Raw genomic sequence first — 17,773 nt, forward strand, 5'->3', positions numbered from 1 at the left:
GCATGTTCTAAGCTAGGGGTGTGGAGATTGCCCCAAGGGGGATTAAATACAAAGTCGCCTCTTTACTCAAGGCTTGCATTTGCCTAGCTAAAATTTGCGCCCGCTCTTCTTCTAGGTAGAGTTTAAACAGCCCATAGTCCTTGCGTCCGCTCACCTGCTCTTTTTCACTTTTTAACAGCGTAGAAGTGGCGTAGGCAAAACACTCCCCAAAGTAAAAATCCTCATGCCCGTGGGCGAACAAGTGATCCACGATCATATCCTTGATCGCCAAGTCCGCATAAATCTCCACTAAAACCATCACACCACTTTTAATTTTTTCGCTAAAAGCATGAACATCGGGGGCAAGAGCAGGAGCGTTAAAATGCTCGAAGTGGCAAGTCCGCCTAAAACCACGATCGCTAAGGGCTTTTGCACTTCTGAGCCCACGCCATGGGAGAGCAACAAGGGGATTAAGCCTAGCCCGGCAATGCACGCGGTCATTAACACGGGGCGCAAACGCCTTTTAGCCCCCTCAAACACAACCTCTTCTATGCTCTTACCTTGCCTTAGTAGCTCTCTAAAATAGCCTACCATCACCACACCATTTAACACTGCAATCCCAAAGAGCGCGATGAAACCCACGCTGGCAGGCACTGAGATGTATTCATGGCTGGCAAAAAGGGCAATAAGTCCGCCTGTGATCGCAAAGGGGACATTTAATAAAATGAGTAGCGATAAAGGCACGCTTTTAAAGGTGAAAAATAAAATAAAGAAAATCACTAAAATGCTTAAGGGGATCACGGTGGCTAGGCGTTTGTTTGCCCGCTCTTGGTTTTCAAACTGCCCGCCGTAGGTGATGTAGTAGTTTGGGGGCAGTTGCACCTTTTCAGCGATCTTTTGGCGCGCCTCTTGCACGAAACCGCCCAAGTCCCGCCCCACGACATTGCTTCGAACCACGCTCACCCTCTTGCTGTTTTCGCGCACAATCGCCACGGGACCATCAACTTCTGTAATGTTCGCAATAGAAGTGATCGGCACGGCAAAACCTCTATTAGAAGTCATCTCAAGGCTTTTTAATAAAGTGGCATTCGAGGCGATGTCCTTGTTTTGGCGGATGATGACCGGGGTGCGTGAAATGCCCGTGGGGATGTACTCCACAACGATGCCCTCTAGGGCGGATTTCAAAAACTTAGCAAACTCATCGCTAGTGATACCTACATTTGCCATAGAGTCCCTATCTGGCGTGACATACAGATAATTCACGCCCTTATTTAAAGTGGTGAAAACCTCATCCGAGCCCTTAATGCCCTTCACCACCTCCACAATCTGCGCACTCAGCTCGTTTAATTTTTCGATGTCGTTGCCAAAGATTTTAATTGCCAAGTCCCCTCGCACGCCCGTGAGCATCTCCGAAACGCGCATTTCAATGGGCTGGGTGAAAGCAAAGTTAATGCCTTTGTAGTCCTTTAAACTCGCCAAAATCTTATCCAGGAGTTCCTGTTTTGTTTTCACACTCCACTGCTCTTTGGGGATGTAAGAGATAAACATGTCGGTGTGGTTGAGCCCGTCTAGATCAAGCCCTAGCTCGTCTGAGCCCGTGCGCGCCACAATCATTTTCACCTCTTTAACACGCTCTTTAATGGTCTTTTCAATGCGTAAAACCAAATCCTTAGATTGGTCGAGTGAGATGGAGGGCACCGTGTGCACACTTAAAACACTACTGCCCTCATCTAAGTTTGGCATAAAGGTCTTGCCTACAAAGGGGAAAAGAGACAGACTAGATACTAAAAAAATAAGCGCCCCGATGAGCATGGTTTTGGGATTTTTGAGGGCAAATTGCAAAGTGGGCGTGTAAAGCCAATAAAAAAAGCGCGTGAGTGGGGTTTCTTTGTGCGCCTGCACTTTAAGCACCATAGAGCTAATCACCGGAACCACAGTGATGGCTAAAACCAAAGTCCCCAAGAGCGCAAACACAATGCTAGTGGCTAGCGGCACAAACATTTTGCCCTCAATGCCCTCTAAGGACATGATGGGCACAAAGAACACGATGATGATGATGACCCCGCTCACCACGGACACGGCAATCTCTTTAGAGGAGCGGTAAATGGTGTGGAGTTTCGTGGTGCTTGTGTGGGTGCTTAACTTCTCAAAGGCGTTTTCCACCACCACCACCGCCGAGTCGATGAGCATGCCTATGGCGATGATGAGCCCGCCTAGGCTCATTAAATTTAAAGTCATGTGGTTGAGCTTGATTAAAATGAACGCCACGCTTAAACTCAAGGGCAAAATCACACCCACCGCAATACTCGCCCTAAAATTACCCAAGAATAAAAAAAGCGTGATGATGATGAGCACAATGGCTTCAATCAAGGTTTTTGTAACGGTGCTGATGGCTTTTTTTGTAAATTCGGATCTGTCGTAAAAGATGTGCGTGTGCACGCCGGCAGGCAGTAAGGGCTTGATTTCATTGTCGAGTTTTTCACGCACGGCTTTAATGATCGTGCTGGAGTTTGCCCCTTTGAGCGAAAGCACGAGTCCCTCTGTGGTTTCATCGATCCCGTTTTTCGTCACAAAGCCTAGCCTTGTGCGCGAAGACACGACCACTCTTGCAAAGTCCCTAATGTGTAAAAAGCCCTTCTTGGTGGAGATGGTGATGTCGCCAATCTCCTCAGGGGTTAGGGCGATGGTTTGGATTTTGACTAAATAGGTTTCCCCATCTCTATCGACCCGCCCCGCCCCGCTATTGCTTAAATTCGCCTGCAAGGTGTTTTCTAAATCGCTGATAGAAATGCCAAGCCTTGCCATGTCGTTAAAATCGGGTACGACCACGAAAGCGCGGCTAAAGCCCCCGATGGAATTGACATCGGCAATCCCGGGGATCGTGCGCAGCATGGGCTTGATGAGAAAGTCTAATAACTGCCTTTTGTCAATGTCGTCCAAATTGCCATCGATCGTAAACATTAAGATGTCAGATAGGGGGGTTACAATGGGCTCCATCCCCCCTTCTAAATCGGGGGGCAAGTCGGGCAACACTAAGGAAAGTTTTTCATTCACAATGTTACGGGCTAAATAAATGTCCATGTTGTCGTCAAAGTCGATCGTGATGTCGCACACGGAATACTTAGAAGTGCTCCTTAAAGACTTCTCCCCCTTTAACCCTAGCAACTCTAACTCCAAAGGGCGGACGACATTGTTTTCCATCTCTTCGGGCGAACTGCCCGGCAGTTTTAACACGATCTTTACCTGCGTAGGAGACATGTCGGGAAAGGCATCTATGGGGGTGGTAAAAAAGCTGTAAAGCCCAAAGAGCAAGAGCAAAAAGGCACAAATGAGCACAACCACACGCTGTCTTAGGGCAAATTCAATGAGAGAGGCTAGCATCAATCGTCGTCCCCTAAGTTATTGACAATGCCCTTTAAGCTCACCAAAGCCCCCGTGGCGACTTTGGCATGCGGGTTGATGTTTTTACTGCTGATGACAAAGACATGGTTGCGCTCTTCAATGACCCGCACTGCAGTGGGCATGAAACCCTTTTTTGTGCGCACGAAAATCAAATAATCTTGGTCGTTTTTAATGACGGCACTGGAGGGGATAAAAAGCGAATTTTTGGGTTTTGCCCCCTCAATGTAGACATCGATCATCTCGCCCACATGGAAATTGCCTGCCTCGATGCGGGCGGTGGCCAAAATGGTGTTGGAGCTTTTGTCTAGCACAACGGATATGCTTTGGATTTTACCAATGGCGTTGCCCATTTGGTCGAACACCTGCGACCCGCGCTTGATGTAGCGCGACAAGCTCACGGGGAGTTTTATGCGGGCGATGAGGTCGTTATTCTCTGAAATGCGGATGTAGGTCGTGAAAGGCAGTATCTTTTCGCCTAAGACTTTGGGGGCGATGGAGAGAATCCCGCTGTTGCGCGCAATAATGCGAAACCCATATAGCCCTAAAGGGTCTTTAGGATCGATGCCAAAATTGGCAAAGGTCGTTTCGAGTTGGCGCACCTTAAGGCTCATCTCTTCGCTGATTAAAAAGCTGTTTTGGTATTCCCTCTTGGCGATCACACCCTGCTTGTAAAGTTCGTGGTCTTTAGTGCTGACATCTAAAGCGACCTTTAATTTGTTTTGGTTGTTTTGCAACTCAAAGTAAAGGTTGCTCAAATCAATGGAGCTGATCTCGCAGATGAGATCGCCCCTATGCACGAACTCGCCCTCGTTTTTGTAAATCGCCACGACTGTGGCGTTGAAGCTTAGGCTTTGGATCACGGTGTGTTTGAGGTTGAGGTTATTAAAATCGATGGCGGCACTGAAGGGCAGACCGCGCGTGGCAAATTTTTGATCCAAAGACACCACCTTAAGCCCCAGACTTTCAATTTGCTTAGGGGTTAGAGAAATCTCTTCATAGGCTTGCAACACATAAAAGCACAAAAGAGCAATGAGTAATCTCAATACACGCTCCCTATGCGTGTGAGGGTTTGGCCCAAAGTTTCCTCCAAAAGAGCGGTGATGTTGACATATTCAATCCGCGCCTCAGCTAGAGCAATCAGTGCGTCCATGTAGGCATTTTGGTAAAAAAGATATTCAAAGAGCCCGATTTTTTGCGCCTCGTAGGCAACCCGTCCCATTTCCATGAGTTTTGCCTTATTGTCGATCGCATCGATTTGGATTTTAATGTAGCGTTCTTTGGTTTGTAATTGGTCTAAATAGGCGTTGGCGTTGATGTGGATGTTGCGCTTCATCACTTCGTTTTGCGCCCGTGCGCCGTTTTCCAACGCCATAAACTTGCGCTTCAAATGGATATTTTTGGGCGTTATGGGTAGGGGGATGTAAAATTCCATCGACAAATTGGTGGCTGAGTTATAGCTTTCTGTCCCCAAACCAAATTCAAAATTATGAAAAACATCCCGATTAGCTAAATTCGCATTGACACGGTAGTCCTTGGCGGTCAGATCCAACACTTGCACATATAAAGAGTGCTGTAAAACCCTTTCTAGCGCCTGTTCGCCCAAATGCACATACTCAAACTTCAACTCAGGGATTTTAATTTGGTGCTCTTGATCCACAAAGCTAGAAAAACGGGCGTTCTGCCCGATCGGATCGACGATGGCAAGCATGGTGTTTAAGGTGCGCTCTTGGTTAATGATGAGCGTTTCCATATTGATTTTAGCGAGTTTGGACTCCAAATAAGAGTTTTTAAAGTTGATGTAGTCTTTTTTAGACATGCTCCCCGCGGCGACTTTTGCTTTTGCCGCATCGAGTTGGGAGTGGAAGATTTGTTCGCGTCTAGCGTAAATGTTGTGTTTTTCGATGTTTAAAATGTAGTTAAGATACAGCCTTTTTGCCCCAATGAAAGCTAAATTACGGCTGAGTTCATAGCTCTTGCGGTATTGCACATTCTTAATGGATAAACTGCGCGCTAAGAGACGGCTAACCCACGGCAACTTTGGCGTGATCATTAAAACCGTGCGGGGTTGGGCTTCTGCAATACCTTGGTAGTTGCGCACCATAGAGGTTTCATTGGAGATGTAAGGAAAGTCCCACGCATTGGTGGATTTTTGCTCTTCTAAGAGGCTGATAAAAGTTGCCTTTTTTTGGATGAGCTCCATAGAGTTGCGCTCCACCCGCTTAAAAAACTCGGCTAAAGTGAAACTGCGCCCACTTAAAGCTGCGAGCCACAACCCCCACAACAACAAAGCTAAGCGCATGCCTACAATTCTTTGGCTTCCGCAATGCCTAAAAATGCCCGATAAATCGCCCCTAGTAGGCTTTTGCGGTTGTTCTGCACAGCCAAATCGGGGTCATTGACAAGCACATTGTCAAAAAACACTTCCAAAGGCTCTTTAAGCGCAAACAGGGCGTGTAGTTGCTCTAAATAATCCTTGAACTTTCTAGCTTGCAAAGCATAAAAAGCGTTGTAAAGGGCGTGTTCGCTAGGGTCTTTAAAGAGTTTTGGGCTGGGCTCTAAATCTGGCTTATAATTTTGTGTGATGTTTGCCACCCTTTTAAACACCGCCACAAATTCCCTAGTTTGCGTAGTTTCTAAGAAAGTGGCTAAAGCTTGAACCTTTTGGGCGATTTGGCAGACTTCATAAGCCCCTTGGCTTTGGGCGATGCCTGAGAGCACGGCCTTATAAATATTTAGGCTATAACCGGGGATGTTCTCTAAAATGTGGCTTAGGCGTTCTAGCGCAAAATCCCTTAAAAGGGCGGTGTTAAAACTTTGATAATTTTTAGCCAGCTCTTGGGTGTCTATTTGCAAATCAAGAGGCAAATTGAAATGCAAACAAATGCGTAAAATGCCATTGCACGCCCGGCGCAAAGCAAAGGGGTCTTTAGAACCCGTGGGGATTTTCCCCACGCTAAAAAGGGCTAAGAGGCTATCGAATTTGTGGCTTAAAGACACCAACGCCCCCAAAAGACTAGAGGGCAAAGGGGCGTTTTCGCTACTAGGGAGGTATTGCTCTTTAATCGCTGTGCTGATGGCTTCTTTATGTCCCTTAGCTTTGGCGTAATAGCCCCCCATGATCCCTTGTAATTCGGGGAACTCATAGACCACTTCGCTAAGCAGGTCGAGCTTAGACAAACTCAAGGCTTCTTTTAAGTCTTCTTGTAAATTTGGGGCGTATTTTTGTGCGAGGGCTTGCCCGATCGTTTGCTCCCTTTGGACTTTGTTAGCGAGTGTGCCCAAGCCTTGCACAAAGGCGATTTGTTCTAAGTTTGTATTTTGGGGGCTAAAGGGGCTTTTCAGGTCGTTTTCATAAAAAAACATGGCATCGCTAAGACGCGCTTTGAGCACCTTCTCATTGCCCGTCACAATCTCTTTAAAGTCGGTAGGGTTGTCTAAGGGCGTGTTGCCGACTACGATAAAACCGGCATGCAAAGCCCCCTCTTTAAAAATGGCAAAGTAGCGTTGGTGCTCTTGCATGGAGGTGGTGGTGATTTCAGGGGGTAGGCTTAAAAATGTGGGGTCAAATTTGCTATAAAGGGCGGTGGGGTAGCTTGTGATCGCCACGACTTCGGCGAGCAAATCGCTATCCACTTGCACCTTAAACCCATGCTCTTGTTCTAGGGCGTGGATTTCGTTTAAGATTTTCACTTCTCGAGCTTTGGGGTCTAAAATGACTTTACCTTGTTCTAAGGTGTCAAAATAAGCGTCTATGTTAGGGGTTTCATGCCAGCCAAAGCCTTTGGAGAAGTGCAATTTTGTGGCGCGCTTTGTGGTGCATAAAAAGGTTTCTTGGCAAAGGGGCAAGGGGACTTCATCACTGCCAAAAAGCACGCAAATATTATGCACGGGGCGGATAAAGCGGGCTTTGACCTCCCCCCACGCCATGCTTTTGCCAAAGTCTAGGGCTTGCAAGAAGTTTAAAATGAGGCTGTCTAGGAGGGGAGTTGTGGGCTTGGGCGCAATTTGCATGCAAGCGTATAAAACTTCTTTATTATTTTTTGTGGCTGTTTGCCACATACGAGGCACTTCCAAGTTCAATTTTGTGTAAAAGCCTTGCCCTATGGCGTTTAGGGCATTGTCTGTTACACCCACAGCCACAGGCGGACCGAAAAACTCTTGTGTGCTTGTGGGCGTGTGGGTGGGGAAATTTGGGGCATGCAACACAAGCCTTGTGGGGGTGTAGTGCAACCTGGTATCGGTGCTTAAGTCGTGTGCGCTTAAAAGGGTTTGCCATTTGTCTAGCATGTGGGGGAATTCTTGCAAAAGGGGCTTAGCGGGCAACTCTTCTAACAAGATTTCAACAAGGAGGGCTTGGTCCAAGTAGACTCCTATGTGAAAGGTGGTTTTTATGGTGTTCAAGGGTTACTTCTGCTACAATTATAGCAAAATCACAATGAAAAACTCTTAAGAGGTTTGTTATGCAATGCGTGTGCCGAGCGGTTTTAAAAAGGGTCCGTTTTTTTTCGTTAGCCTTGTTAGCTTGTCTTTTTTTGCCTAACGCCCTGATCGCAGATCAGGTAAAAAAGAAGGTGTCTTTGGCTGAGTGTGTGGATCCGCATAAATTTAGCCTTGCGCAAAAACGCATTTTGGTGTATGCCTACCGCTACGGTTTTAAAGATAATTTGGGCTACGAGTTAGCCGCCATTGCGTGGAAAGAGTCTTGCGCGGGCATGTATCGGGTGGATTTTAGCGACCCGAGTGCAGGCATTTACCATGCCTATATTCCCGATGTGCTTAAGCTTTACAACGAGCGCGACACCCGTTTTATGCAAAGCGTGTATGGGGATTTGCTCATTAAAGATAAAAACTTCGCCTCTAGAGTTGCCCTAGACACCTTGATTAGTTGGAAGCGTATCCATAAGGGGGATTTAAAGGACATGATCAAGTCCTACTACAAGGGTTTGCGCTGGCAAAAAAACGAACGCATTGACCAAATTGCCGATGAGTATTACCAAGACATCGTCGCCAAAATCAAAACCTTGCAAGGCATGATGCCCACCTTAGAAGAGAGCGTGGATGAAATCCGAGCTGCACCTCTACAAACCACCGAGTATACAAAATATGCACATGCGAGCAAGGAGGTGGCGCAAATGCAACCCGAACCCCAAATCGCTCCTACCCCAAAGCCCCACAACACCCCCAAAAAGCACTACAACCCCCACCCCCACCACAAGCTAAAACCAACCACCAGAGCGCACCAGAGCGCACCTAAATACACCGAACCTAGGGATAAAACCCACACGGGCAAAACGCCTAAAAACAGCAAGGATGCCAATAAAATCATCTTGATGCAAGAATCGCCGGTGTTTTAAATGCAAAAGACCCTCCTAATCATCACGGATGGGATCGGGCACAACCCCAACCCTGAAGGCAATGCCTTTATGGCGGCCAAAAAGCCCACCTACGATTGGCTCTTTGAGCATGTTCCCCATAGCCTGCTCAAAACGCATGGCCTCAGTGTAGGGCTACCCGAAGGGCAAATGGGCAACTCGGAGGTGGGGCACATGTGCATGGGGGCGGGGCGGGTGCTCTACCAGGACTTGGTGCGCATTTCTAAGGCATTTGCAGCAGGGGACATTGAGGACAACCCCGCCTTAAAGAGCGTAACTGATCACGCCAAAGTGGTGCATGTTGTTGGATTGATGAGTGATGGGGGGGTGCATGCGCACATCCAGCACTTCACCAGCATGGCATTACTCTTAGAAAGGCTAGGCAAAAAGGTGTGGTTGCACTTAATCACCGATGGGCGCGACACTCTGCCCCAAAGCGCATTGGGCTATTTAGAACACATCACTTCCATTTGTAGCGAAAACATCCGCATCGCTAGCCTATCGGGGCGTTTCTTTGCTATGGATCGCGACAAACGCTACGAGCGGCTGCTAAAGGCTTATAACTGCATCGTGCACGCCGCCAATAAAACAGACTTTGGTCCCGATCGCTACATTAAAGAAATGTATTTTCGAGGGATCACTGACGAATTCATCGAGCCGGCTAGCTTTGCCACCTACACGGGCATGTTTGATGGCGAGGGGGTGGTTTGCATTAACTTTAGAAGCGATCGCATGCGCCAATTAGCCCAAGCTTTGGGGGGGAGTGAGGAACTAGAGGGCTTTAAAGCCCCTCCAGAGCTTTACATCGCCACAATGACAAGCTACAGCCCCGACTTTACCTACCCCGTGCTCTTTGAAAAACCCAACATCACCCACACTTTAGCCCAAGTGGTGGCAGATGCGGGGCTAAGCCAAGCGCACATTGCCGAAACCGAGAAATACGCCCATGTGAGCTTTTTTATCAATGGTGGGGTGGAAGAGCCTTTTAAAAACGAAGAGCGGATTTTGATCGAAAGCCCCAAGGTTAAAACCTACGACCTCTGTCCTGAGATGAGTGCCTTTGGCGTGGCTAATGCCGTCTGCGAACACATGCAAAAGGGCAAGGATTTAATCATCGTCAATTTTGCCAATGGAGACATGGTGGGGCACACAGGCAATTTTAAAGCGGCGGTTTTAGCCGTGGAGGTGGTGGATAAAGCCCTAGGGCAAATTGTGCAACTAGCTAAAGAGCTCGATTATGCCCTCGTGCTCACCAGCGACCATGGCAACTGCGAACACATGCAAGAAGGCGAGCAGGTGCTCACCAACCACACCACCTATGAGGTCTATTGTTTTGTGATGGGGCATGGGGTCAAACGCCTGAAAAACGGTGGCTTAAACAATGTCGCCGCCAGCGTGTTGAAACTGATGGGCTTAGAAATCCCTAGCACCATGGACGCGCCCTTATTTTAAAATCTCTTGCAAGTGAGAGAGGTTTTTATAAAAGGTCTTGTATCTCTCTTGCGCCTGCTCTAATTTGATGGGGATGAAATGCACCTTGTGCCCGGGCAGCATTTGGGCTAGGGCAACCACGCTTTCTTTAAGTAGGGTGGCAATTTTTGGATAGCCCCCCAAGGTTTGCCTATCTGCCATTAAAACGATGGGCTGCCCGCTGCTTGGCACTTGCACGCTGCCCAGAACCAGGGGGTTAGACACCAGCTCTTTTAACAAACGCCGCTCGAGGGCTATTCCCTCTAAACAAATGCCCATGCGATCGGCTCTTTTTGTGATCGTGTAGGTGGAGTGGAAAAAGCGGCGCACACTCTGCAGACTAAAATAGTGCGCCTCTGTGCCTAAGAGGGCGGGCAGGCTCGTTTCTTTGGTATAAAGGGGGCGGTGCTTCTTTGGTAACAAGCGTTTTTGTTGCGGAGGGCTTGGGAGTGTAAATATCTCATCGCCCTTTTGCAGTGTGCGCCCCAAAAAGCCCCCGATTTTCGCGCGTATGTAAGTTGCTCTGCTACCCTGCACTAGGGGCACTTGCACCCCCCCGCTCAAAGCCAAATACGCCCTAGCCCCACTCACAAGCTGGCCAAATTCTAAAATATCGCCTGCTTGCACGGCATAAGACTCCCAATTAGAAATCTGCGCCCCATTGAGTTTAGGACTTAAATTTGCCCCAGTAAGGGCAATTTGCATGGGCTTTAAAAACTCTAGGGTGTCGCCCGTGTAGGTCATTTCTAAAAGGGCTTGCTCTTTGGCATTGCCCACTAACCAATTTGCCACACATGCGCTAAAGGGATCCATCGCCCCGCTTATAGGGATACCTAGTGCAAGATAGCCCACCCGCCCCAAGTCTTGGATAGTGGTGCTTAGCCCCGCTTTTAACACCCGCACACTAGGCATGCAGGCTATCCTTTGGCACAAGGGTGCGCTTTAGGGTGTGTGGGCTATTTTGAAACTCTTTGAGACTAATGGGCTTGTAGCGGACATAATCGCCGGCAAAAATAGAGACGGGGGGTTCGTTGTTGGGCTGATAAAGACTGATGGGGGTTTTAGCGAGGATATGCCAGCCGGCCGGGCTAGCGATGGGGTAAATGCCCGTTTGTTCGTTGGCAATGCCAATGGAGCCCGCAGCCACTTCTAATCTAGGCGTGGCAAGGCGGGGCAGTTTGAGCGCAGGGTCTAGCCCACCCAAATAAACAAAGCCGGGCAAAAAACCCAAACAATACACCAAGTAATCCCGCCCGCTGTGCCTTTCTATCACCTGCGCCACGCTTAAACCCGTTTGTTCTGCCACGCTTTGTAAATCCAGCCCTAGCTCATAGCAGGCGGGCACTTCCACCAAATACACCTCTTGCTCCTCTTGTGTAGAGAGCTCTAGGCTCAAGGCTTGCACCTGCTCCACCAAGTGGGTATAAGAGCAAATGAAGGGGTCATACACCACAAGCAACGAGGCATAGGCGGGCACAATCTCTAGCACCCCTTGTAACCTTTGCACCTTTAATTTTTCACACAACAAGCGCACCTTGGCATTGAGGCTAGGTTCAATCAGATCGCCCAAGGTGATCAACAAAGCATCCTCAGCGCAGGGTTTAAACTCCACTTTAAGCCCCAAAGAGTTTGAAGAGCGGTTTTAAAGAGAGCAGCCCCCAATAGCCACTAAAGCCCACCACCACCCAGCCCAGCACGTTTAAGATGGGGGGGTGCTTGTAAGTGCCCACGATTTTAGGGCTCTTGGCGGCGATGAGCATGAGGGCTAGAGTTAGGGGCAAAATCAGCCCATTGAGTGCCCCAGCGGCGATTAGGAGCGTGGCGGGTTTGCCTATGCCCAAAAAGATGAGAGCCGACACACCGATAAAGCCCACCACCCAAGTGTTCTCCTGCCGCCTCACCCAGCTTAAGTTCTTTAAAAACGACACACTCGTGTAAGCCGCGCCCACAATGGAGGTGAGGCTTGCGGCTAAAAACACCACGCCAAAAACCACCCGTCCCCACCCCCCAAAGGACTCAAAGGCACTAAGAGCGGGATTGGCAGGATTTAGCACTACTCCCCTCTCAACCACCCCTAAAATCACCAAGAACAACAGCCCCCTCACTAAAGTTGCCACAAAGATGCCCAAATAAGCGGCTAAATCCACTTCTTTTAGGCGATGAGCACCACAGACCCCAGCATCCAAAAGCCGATGCCCGCCCGAGAAAATGATGTACCCCCCCACGGTGCCCCCGATTAAAGTCAACACCGCCACCATAGAAAAGTGGCTCGGGTGTAGGCTCTCTTTGAGGACTTGCGCTAGGGGGGCTTTGGCGTGCAGGGCGACAAAAGCCATCAGTGCCACCATCAACACCCCTAAAATTTGCGTCATTTTATCCATGAAAAGCATCGCCCGCTTGAAGAGAAACACAAAAATGGCTAAACACGCCCCAAGCCCAGCCCCACTTTTTAAATTCAGTCCGACCAATACCTGCAAGCCCAACGCCACCCCGCCCACATTGCCAATGTTAAAAACCAAGCCTCCTAGACAAATTAAGAAAGCCAAAAATGCCCCAAGCCCGGGCACTAGGGTGCTGGCAATCTCTTGCCCCCTTTGATTGGCTACTGCAAGCACCCGCCACACATTGAGCTGGGCGATCAAAGAGGCTAGGGTGGCGATGAGGATCGCGCAGGCAAAAGCACTTTTGAGCTCCTGGGTAAATTGCGCGCTTTGGGTAAGAAAGCCCGGGCCCACCGCTGAGGTCGCCATTAAAAAAGCTGCTCCGAGTAAGTGGCTAATGCGTCCCCCTTATGAACTCTCCTAGAGGTTTGATGGCTACCCCGTTTTTTAGCAAAACTTCTCTGATTTGCATGGCTAGCCACACCGCTTGGGGATTGTCACCATGTACGCAAATGGAGTCAGCCACGATGTCTATGCTCTTGCCGCTGATGGTTTGCACCTTGCGCTCTTTTGCCATGCAAACCACGCGCATTAGGGCTTCGTTTAAATCACTGACAAAGGCTTTTGGGTGGTCTCTTGGCACCAGCCGCCCATCGTCTAAGTAGTGCCTGTCGGCAAAGACTTCTTCAGCGATTTTTAAACCCATGTCCTGCCCCAACTTTGCCATAGGGCTAAGGCTGGGCGCGAGCACAATTAAATGGGGGTCAAAGTCTCTGATCCCCTTAAGCACCTCCAAAGCGAGTTTGAGATCATAGGCGGCTTGGTTATAAAAACTCCCGTGCAATTTGACATGTTGCAAGGGGGTTTTCTGTGCTTTGGCAAAGGCAAAGAGTGCGCCCACTTGATAGAGGGTATAAACCCTAGCTTCTTTAGGACTGATATTCAAATGGCGCCGCCCAAAGCCTAGTAAGTCAGGATAACCCGGGTGTGCGCCCAGCCCTAGGTTTGATTTTTGAGCAAGACCCACCATTTCTTGCATGATCAACGGGTCGCTCGCATGCCAGCCACAAGCCAAATTTACGCTGCTGACAAACTCCATGATGGCGGTGTCATCGCCCAAGCGGTACACCCCAAAGCCCTCGCCCATGTCGCTGTTTAAATCCACGCAATCCATGTTAGAATGATAACACGAAATTCTAAAGGACAAGAAAATGCTAACCCCGATTGTGCAGGCTCTGCAAGCCCTCGCCCCCAAAGTGTATCAGGCAATCAAGCAGGGCGATACCCATTACACTGCCCATAAAAACCCCACAGCGGATCTACAGCTTGCCGTGGATGTGGCGGTGGATCAACTCATTTTTGATGCCCTGATGCAAGTGCCAAGCATAGGGGGCGTGATGAGTGAGGAGAGGCAAGAGGCGCAGTATAAAGAGCAGGGAGATTTTTTAATCGCCTTTGATCCGCTCGATGGCTCTAGCGTGGTGGGGGCAAATTTTCTAGTGGGGAGCATTTTTGGGGTGTATGATCGCCCTGCTTTGGGTTTTGCTGAGCCAAATATGGCACACCATATCCAAATGGGGGCGTATATTCTGTATGGGGCGAAGTTAGAGTTGGTGGTGGCAAGCACACAGGGTGTGGTGCATGAGGTTTTTGATGAAGGTAGCCACGCGTGGCATAGCAAGAAATGCTTTGAGTTGAAAGACAAGGGCAAGAACATTGCCCCAGGGGGCAGCTGGCAGCACTTTAGCCCTGATTACGTGGAATTTTTAATGTCGTTTTTCAAGCAGGGCTACCGTCTGCGTTACAGCGGGAGCATGGTTGCCGACATACACCACTTACTCAGCAAAGAGGGGGGGCTCTTTTGCTACCCAGCCACTACAGATGCTCCCCTAGGCAAGTTGCGTAAACTCTTTGAGGTCTATCCCCTAGCCTTTGTCGTAGAAAAGGCGGGAGGCCTTAGTTTTGATGGCATGCAAAATATCTTAAACGCCCCCTTAAACAGCCTGCACGACAAAAGCCCGTGTTTTCTAGGCTCAAAAAAGGAAATGGAGGCACTAAAGCAGTGGATGCGTTTGAACAAAAACTAGATGAATGGAAACAAAAGGTGCAGGCTTGCCAAGAGCGTAAGGGCGTGGGCTCTTGCTTGCGTTGCAGCTTGACTTTAGAGTGTGCGGATAGAAAAGCTTATGTTGCCAGCGTGTATGCAAGCATGAACAAAGGCCAGCAGGGTAATTTTGATTTTTAGTTAAAGGATTTTTGATGTTTATGAAGAGGTTCGGGCTTGGTATGGGGTGTTGTGTGCTTTGGCTAGCGTGGCGTTGGCTAAGAGAAATGGCGTGTATGTGTCGGGCGGTTTGCAATACACCTTAGTAAAAACCACCATTTCTGGGAGGTGTATGCCAATGAGGCGTGGCCTTTTGCCTTGAGCGGTTACACCTCGGGGATGAGCAATATGCATGCTTTAGCCTCAATGCGGGCTGTAAGTGGGGGCAGACTACCTTTTTAACTTCATTGACAAATACAAAATGCAGGTGGGCTTTTTAGGGGTTGGTGCTTGCGGGCAGTTCGTGGAGCAACTCGTAGGCTTCCTATGTCAAAAACCTAATGCCCCGGAGTAAACGAGAACTCCAAGCCAATGTGGAAGGATTCATAAAAAACATATCGGTATAAAAAGTTGCCACACTTATAATTTGCTAACTAGTCAAATGGTAGGGCTTTGGCTAAAAGCGTGCTATAATGGCGGGTTTAAAATTGATAAAGGAAAAGATCATGAAAAAACATATTTTGTATGCTACCTTTTGCACCGCTCTTTTAATGACAGCTTGCACAAGCCAAAGCACCCCCACCAAAAGCGCAGCACCTAGCAAATCTACCACAGCGAAAAAAGCCCCTACACAAAGTGCACAGCAAGGTGCACAGCAAGACCAAGACGATGACATCAACTACGAAAGACCTCTCATTAGAGGGAAAAAGTAAGGCAATGCAAGCCGGGTTAAAGGCATTATAAACCTTACAAACTGATACATATAAAGAATAGCTAAAAAACATCTTAAACGGGTCTATGAAGGAAAAATGGTCGGAGTAGCGGGATTCAAACCCACGACCTCACCCACCCCAAGGGTGCGCGCTAATCAGACTGCGCCATACTCCGTAAAGGGCTAATTCTATCCAAACAAGATTAACTTTAACTTAAGTTTCGCACAAAGTTTCGCACTTGCAAATCCAAAGATTTGATTTGCTCTAAACTCTCTAAGGGGGGTAGATTGTCTTTAAAGTGCTCTAAACTTTGTGCCACCAATGTCCTCATTTTGCCAAAAGAAATGCCCCCCGTTTTAAAGGCTTTTAGAGCTTCTTCATTGCTGGCATTCAGCACAACACCTAGTTTTGGCTGTTGTAATAACAAATTTTTAAAGCCCCAAAGGGGATACCTGATCAAATCGATGGGTTCAAAGTTTAGCGAAGTGTTAAATAAATCTAAGGGTTTCATAGGGGCATTTAGAGCATTTTTGGGGCTTAAAGCATGGATAATGGGTAGGCGCATGTCTGGCTGACTAAGTTGGGCGTGCCAGCTTTGGTCTTTAAAGCGCACAAGCGCATGCACACAAGAGCTGCGCTCAATGCATGCCTCCACTTTGAGTCCTCCAAAGAGCCAATATGCTTCTAAGACCTCAAAAAGTTTATTGATCATGCTTGCAGAGTTGATTGTGATGTCTATTCCCATTTGCCAGTTGGGATGTTTAAGCACTTCGCTAAGGCTTTGGTGTGCGATTTGCTCTAGGGGAGTGTCGCGCAAAGCCCCTCCACTAGCGGTTAAAAATAAAGCATCTATGCATTCTTTTGGCGTGTTTTTAAGCAAAGAGTGGAGGGCAAAGTGTTCGCTGTCAATGGGCAAAATTTGTGCGTCCTTTAAGAGCCACCCACCCACTACCAACGATTCTTTATTGGCTAAAGCTAAAGTTTTACCTGCCCTCACAGCGCATAGACTAGGCTCAAGCCCCCCAAAGCCTACAAGAGCATTCAACACGAGTTCACTTTTAGAACTCACCACCATTTGGGCAATCCCCTCTGCCCCGATAAAGACTTCTGTGCCCGTGGGGGCTTTTAGGTGAGGGTAGTCTTTTTCATCTAAGATAGCGATTTTTTTGGGCTTATGTGTAGCGATTTGGGCATTTAATAATTCCACATTGCGCCCCGCACTTAACGCCTCTATGGGCAAGTTAAAAAATTGCGCCACTTCTAGAGCTTGTCGCCCTACTGAGCCTGTGCTACCTAAAATGATCATAAAGACACTTCTAGGGTTGCCTTGGTGTGCAGCAAAAAGTGCAAACTCACAGCAGCAAAAAACATGGCATCCAAGCGGTCCAACACCCCCCCATGCCCGGGTAAAATATTCCCGCTGTCTTTGATGTTGGCTCGCCTTTTTAAGGAGCTTTCATATAGGTCGCCCCAAATCGCACTGATTGCCATGATGGCACTTGCAACAAAAGCGTAGAGAAAACCCATATACTTTAGCCCCACTAGTCCCCCCACCACACTAGCCAACATGAACCCAATGAACGCCCCCTCAAAAGTCTTTTTAGGAGAAGAGGGGCTTAGGGGGGTATTGCCAAAAAGCCGGCCGCCAAAATACGCCCCTACATCGGTTGATACCACCACCACCACGAGCCACACCACCGCCATTACCCCAAATCCTTTAAACAAAGCCAAAATGTAGACAAAGGGTAATGTGGGGTAAAGAAAGACTAAGGCATGGCTCACATCTAAAGCCCGATAAGCCAAATACCCGATTATGAACATGCCCACAAAGAACACGCTTTCAACGGGGGGGGTTAAATAGACTAAAAACCACACAAAAATTAAGCCTACATAGTGCCACACACTAGGCGTAGAACCATAAATTTTTTGGTAAATTTGTAGAGCCTCATGCCCCCCAATTAAATAGGCGATCCCAAGCACTGCCCAAAACACCCACATAGAGTTTAAAGAAAGCACCACAATGGCTAAAAGAAGTAAGACCGCCCCTGTGATGTAACGCGCCTTTTCCCCTAAAAATTTTGATTTAAGCTTCATGGCAATCCTTAGCACACAAAAGTAAAACCAAGACATAATCAAAAGCACCGATCAAAACCCAAAAACCCACTTTAACCATAGCTAGAAGCACGACCGCTG

At 48.3% G+C, this 17,773-nt stretch carries 17 protein-coding genes and 1 tRNA gene; 6 read left to right on the plus strand and 12 right to left on the minus strand.

Annotation, left to right across the window (positions count from 1 at the left end):
• Positions 1-7: 7 nt before the first annotated feature.
• From QSJ47_RS02010 to glyS, 5 genes are read right to left on the minus strand one after another with little or no spacing between them, the layout of a single operon-like run.
• A complete protein-coding gene (locus QSJ47_RS02010) occupies positions 8-298 on the minus strand; it encodes a DUF3240 family protein (RefSeq protein WP_285602254.1) in 291 nt (96 codons plus the stop codon).
• The gene (locus tag QSJ47_RS02015) at positions 298-3,360 is read right to left on the minus strand and encodes an efflux RND transporter permease subunit (protein ID WP_285602360.1); all 3,063 of its coding nucleotides are present in this window, start codon (positions 3,358-3,360) and stop codon (positions 298-300) included. Before QSJ47_RS02015 ends, QSJ47_RS02010 begins: the two co-directional genes overlap by 1 nt.
• The gene (locus QSJ47_RS02020; RefSeq protein WP_285602255.1) at positions 3,360-4,424 is read right to left on the minus strand and encodes an efflux RND transporter periplasmic adaptor subunit; all 1,065 of its coding nucleotides are present in this window, start codon (positions 4,422-4,424) and stop codon (positions 3,360-3,362) included. The genes QSJ47_RS02015 and QSJ47_RS02020 overlap by 1 nt, the downstream gene beginning before the upstream one ends.
• Positions 4,421-5,680 (minus strand): TolC family protein, encoded by a 1,260-nt coding sequence (locus QSJ47_RS02025; protein ID WP_285602256.1) that lies wholly within the window; start codon positions 5,678-5,680, stop codon positions 4,421-4,423. The genes QSJ47_RS02020 and QSJ47_RS02025 overlap by 4 nt, the downstream gene beginning before the upstream one ends.
• Positions 5,681-5,682: 2 nt before the next feature.
• Positions 5,683-7,743, minus strand: a complete 2,061-nt coding sequence (gene glyS, locus QSJ47_RS02030; protein ID WP_285602257.1) for a glycine--tRNA ligase subunit beta — start codon at positions 7,741-7,743, stop codon at positions 5,683-5,685.
• 209 nt (positions 7,744-7,952) lie between these two features.
• Here glyS and QSJ47_RS02035 point away from each other — a divergent pair, with 209 nt between their 5' ends.
• Positions 7,953-8,735, plus strand: a complete 783-nt coding sequence (locus QSJ47_RS02035; RefSeq protein WP_285602258.1) for a hypothetical protein — start codon at positions 7,953-7,955, stop codon at positions 8,733-8,735.
• A complete protein-coding gene (gpmI, locus tag QSJ47_RS02040) occupies positions 8,736-10,205 on the plus strand; it encodes a 2,3-bisphosphoglycerate-independent phosphoglycerate mutase (protein ID WP_285602259.1) in 1,470 nt (489 codons plus the stop codon).
• Here the strand turns inward: gpmI and QSJ47_RS02045 are convergent.
• Genes QSJ47_RS02045 through QSJ47_RS02060 form a run of 4 tightly spaced genes read right to left on the minus strand, consistent with a single transcriptional unit; the run spans position 10,197 to position 13,778 of the window.
• Complete coding sequence (locus QSJ47_RS02045; RefSeq protein ID WP_285602260.1) at positions 10,197-11,135, minus strand: 5-oxoprolinase subunit C family protein; 939 nt, start codon at positions 11,133-11,135, stop codon at positions 10,197-10,199. The genes gpmI and QSJ47_RS02045 overlap by 9 nt on opposite strands.
• Positions 11,128-11,835 carry a 5-oxoprolinase subunit PxpB gene (pxpB, locus tag QSJ47_RS02050; protein WP_221272064.1) on the minus strand — a complete coding sequence of 236 codons (708 nt, stop codon included), beginning with the start codon at positions 11,833-11,835 and terminating at the stop codon, positions 11,128-11,130. The genes QSJ47_RS02045 and pxpB overlap by 8 nt, the downstream gene beginning before the upstream one ends.
• Before the next feature lies 1 nt (position 11,836).
• Positions 11,837-12,973 carry an NRAMP family divalent metal transporter gene (locus QSJ47_RS02055; RefSeq protein WP_285602261.1) on the minus strand — a complete coding sequence of 379 codons (1,137 nt, stop codon included), beginning with the start codon at positions 12,971-12,973 and terminating at the stop codon, positions 11,837-11,839.
• Between the two features lie 25 nt (positions 12,974-12,998).
• The gene (locus QSJ47_RS02060) at positions 12,999-13,778 is read right to left on the minus strand and encodes a LamB/YcsF family protein (protein WP_053825801.1); all 780 of its coding nucleotides are present in this window, start codon (positions 13,776-13,778) and stop codon (positions 12,999-13,001) included.
• A 37-nt stretch (positions 13,779-13,815) separates the two neighbouring features.
• Here QSJ47_RS02060 and QSJ47_RS02065 point away from each other — a divergent pair, with 37 nt between their 5' ends.
• The 4 genes from QSJ47_RS02065 (at position 13,816) to QSJ47_RS02080 (ending at position 15,580) form a co-directional block, all read left to right on the plus strand.
• The gene (locus QSJ47_RS02065) at positions 13,816-14,691 is read left to right on the plus strand and encodes a class 1 fructose-bisphosphatase (protein WP_285602262.1); all 876 of its coding nucleotides are present in this window, start codon (positions 13,816-13,818) and stop codon (positions 14,689-14,691) included.
• Positions 14,667-14,849, plus strand: a complete 183-nt coding sequence (locus tag QSJ47_RS02070) for a hypothetical protein (protein WP_285602263.1) — start codon at positions 14,667-14,669, stop codon at positions 14,847-14,849. Before QSJ47_RS02065 ends, QSJ47_RS02070 begins: the two co-directional genes overlap by 25 nt.
• A 238-nt stretch (positions 14,850-15,087) precedes the next feature.
• Positions 15,088-15,222, plus strand: a complete 135-nt coding sequence (locus QSJ47_RS02075) for a hypothetical protein (RefSeq protein ID WP_260321617.1) — start codon at positions 15,088-15,090, stop codon at positions 15,220-15,222.
• A gap of 151 nt (positions 15,223-15,373) precedes the next feature.
• Complete coding sequence (locus tag QSJ47_RS02080) at positions 15,374-15,580, plus strand: hypothetical protein (RefSeq protein WP_221272067.1); 207 nt, start codon at positions 15,374-15,376, stop codon at positions 15,578-15,580.
• A gap of 97 nt (positions 15,581-15,677) precedes the next feature.
• On the opposite strand, the gene QSJ47_RS02085 is transcribed toward QSJ47_RS02080, so the two are convergent.
• The 3 genes from QSJ47_RS02085 to QSJ47_RS02095 form a co-directional block, all read right to left on the minus strand.
• Positions 15,678-15,755 (minus strand) — tRNA-Pro (locus QSJ47_RS02085).
• 33 nt (positions 15,756-15,788) lie between these two features.
• Positions 15,789-16,886 carry a 1-deoxy-D-xylulose-5-phosphate reductoisomerase gene (gene dxr / locus QSJ47_RS02090; RefSeq protein ID WP_221272068.1) on the minus strand — a complete coding sequence of 366 codons (1,098 nt, stop codon included), beginning with the start codon at positions 16,884-16,886 and terminating at the stop codon, positions 15,789-15,791.
• Positions 16,883-17,674 carry a phosphatidate cytidylyltransferase gene (locus QSJ47_RS02095; RefSeq protein WP_285602264.1) on the minus strand — a complete coding sequence of 264 codons (792 nt, stop codon included), beginning with the start codon at positions 17,672-17,674 and terminating at the stop codon, positions 16,883-16,885. The genes dxr and QSJ47_RS02095 overlap by 4 nt, the downstream gene beginning before the upstream one ends.
• Positions 17,675-17,773 lie beyond the last annotated feature (99 nt).

The organism is Helicobacter sp. NHP22-001, assembly GCF_030270165.1.
Classification (GTDB): Bacteria; Campylobacterota; Campylobacteria; order Campylobacterales; family Helicobacteraceae; genus Helicobacter; species Helicobacter gastrofelis.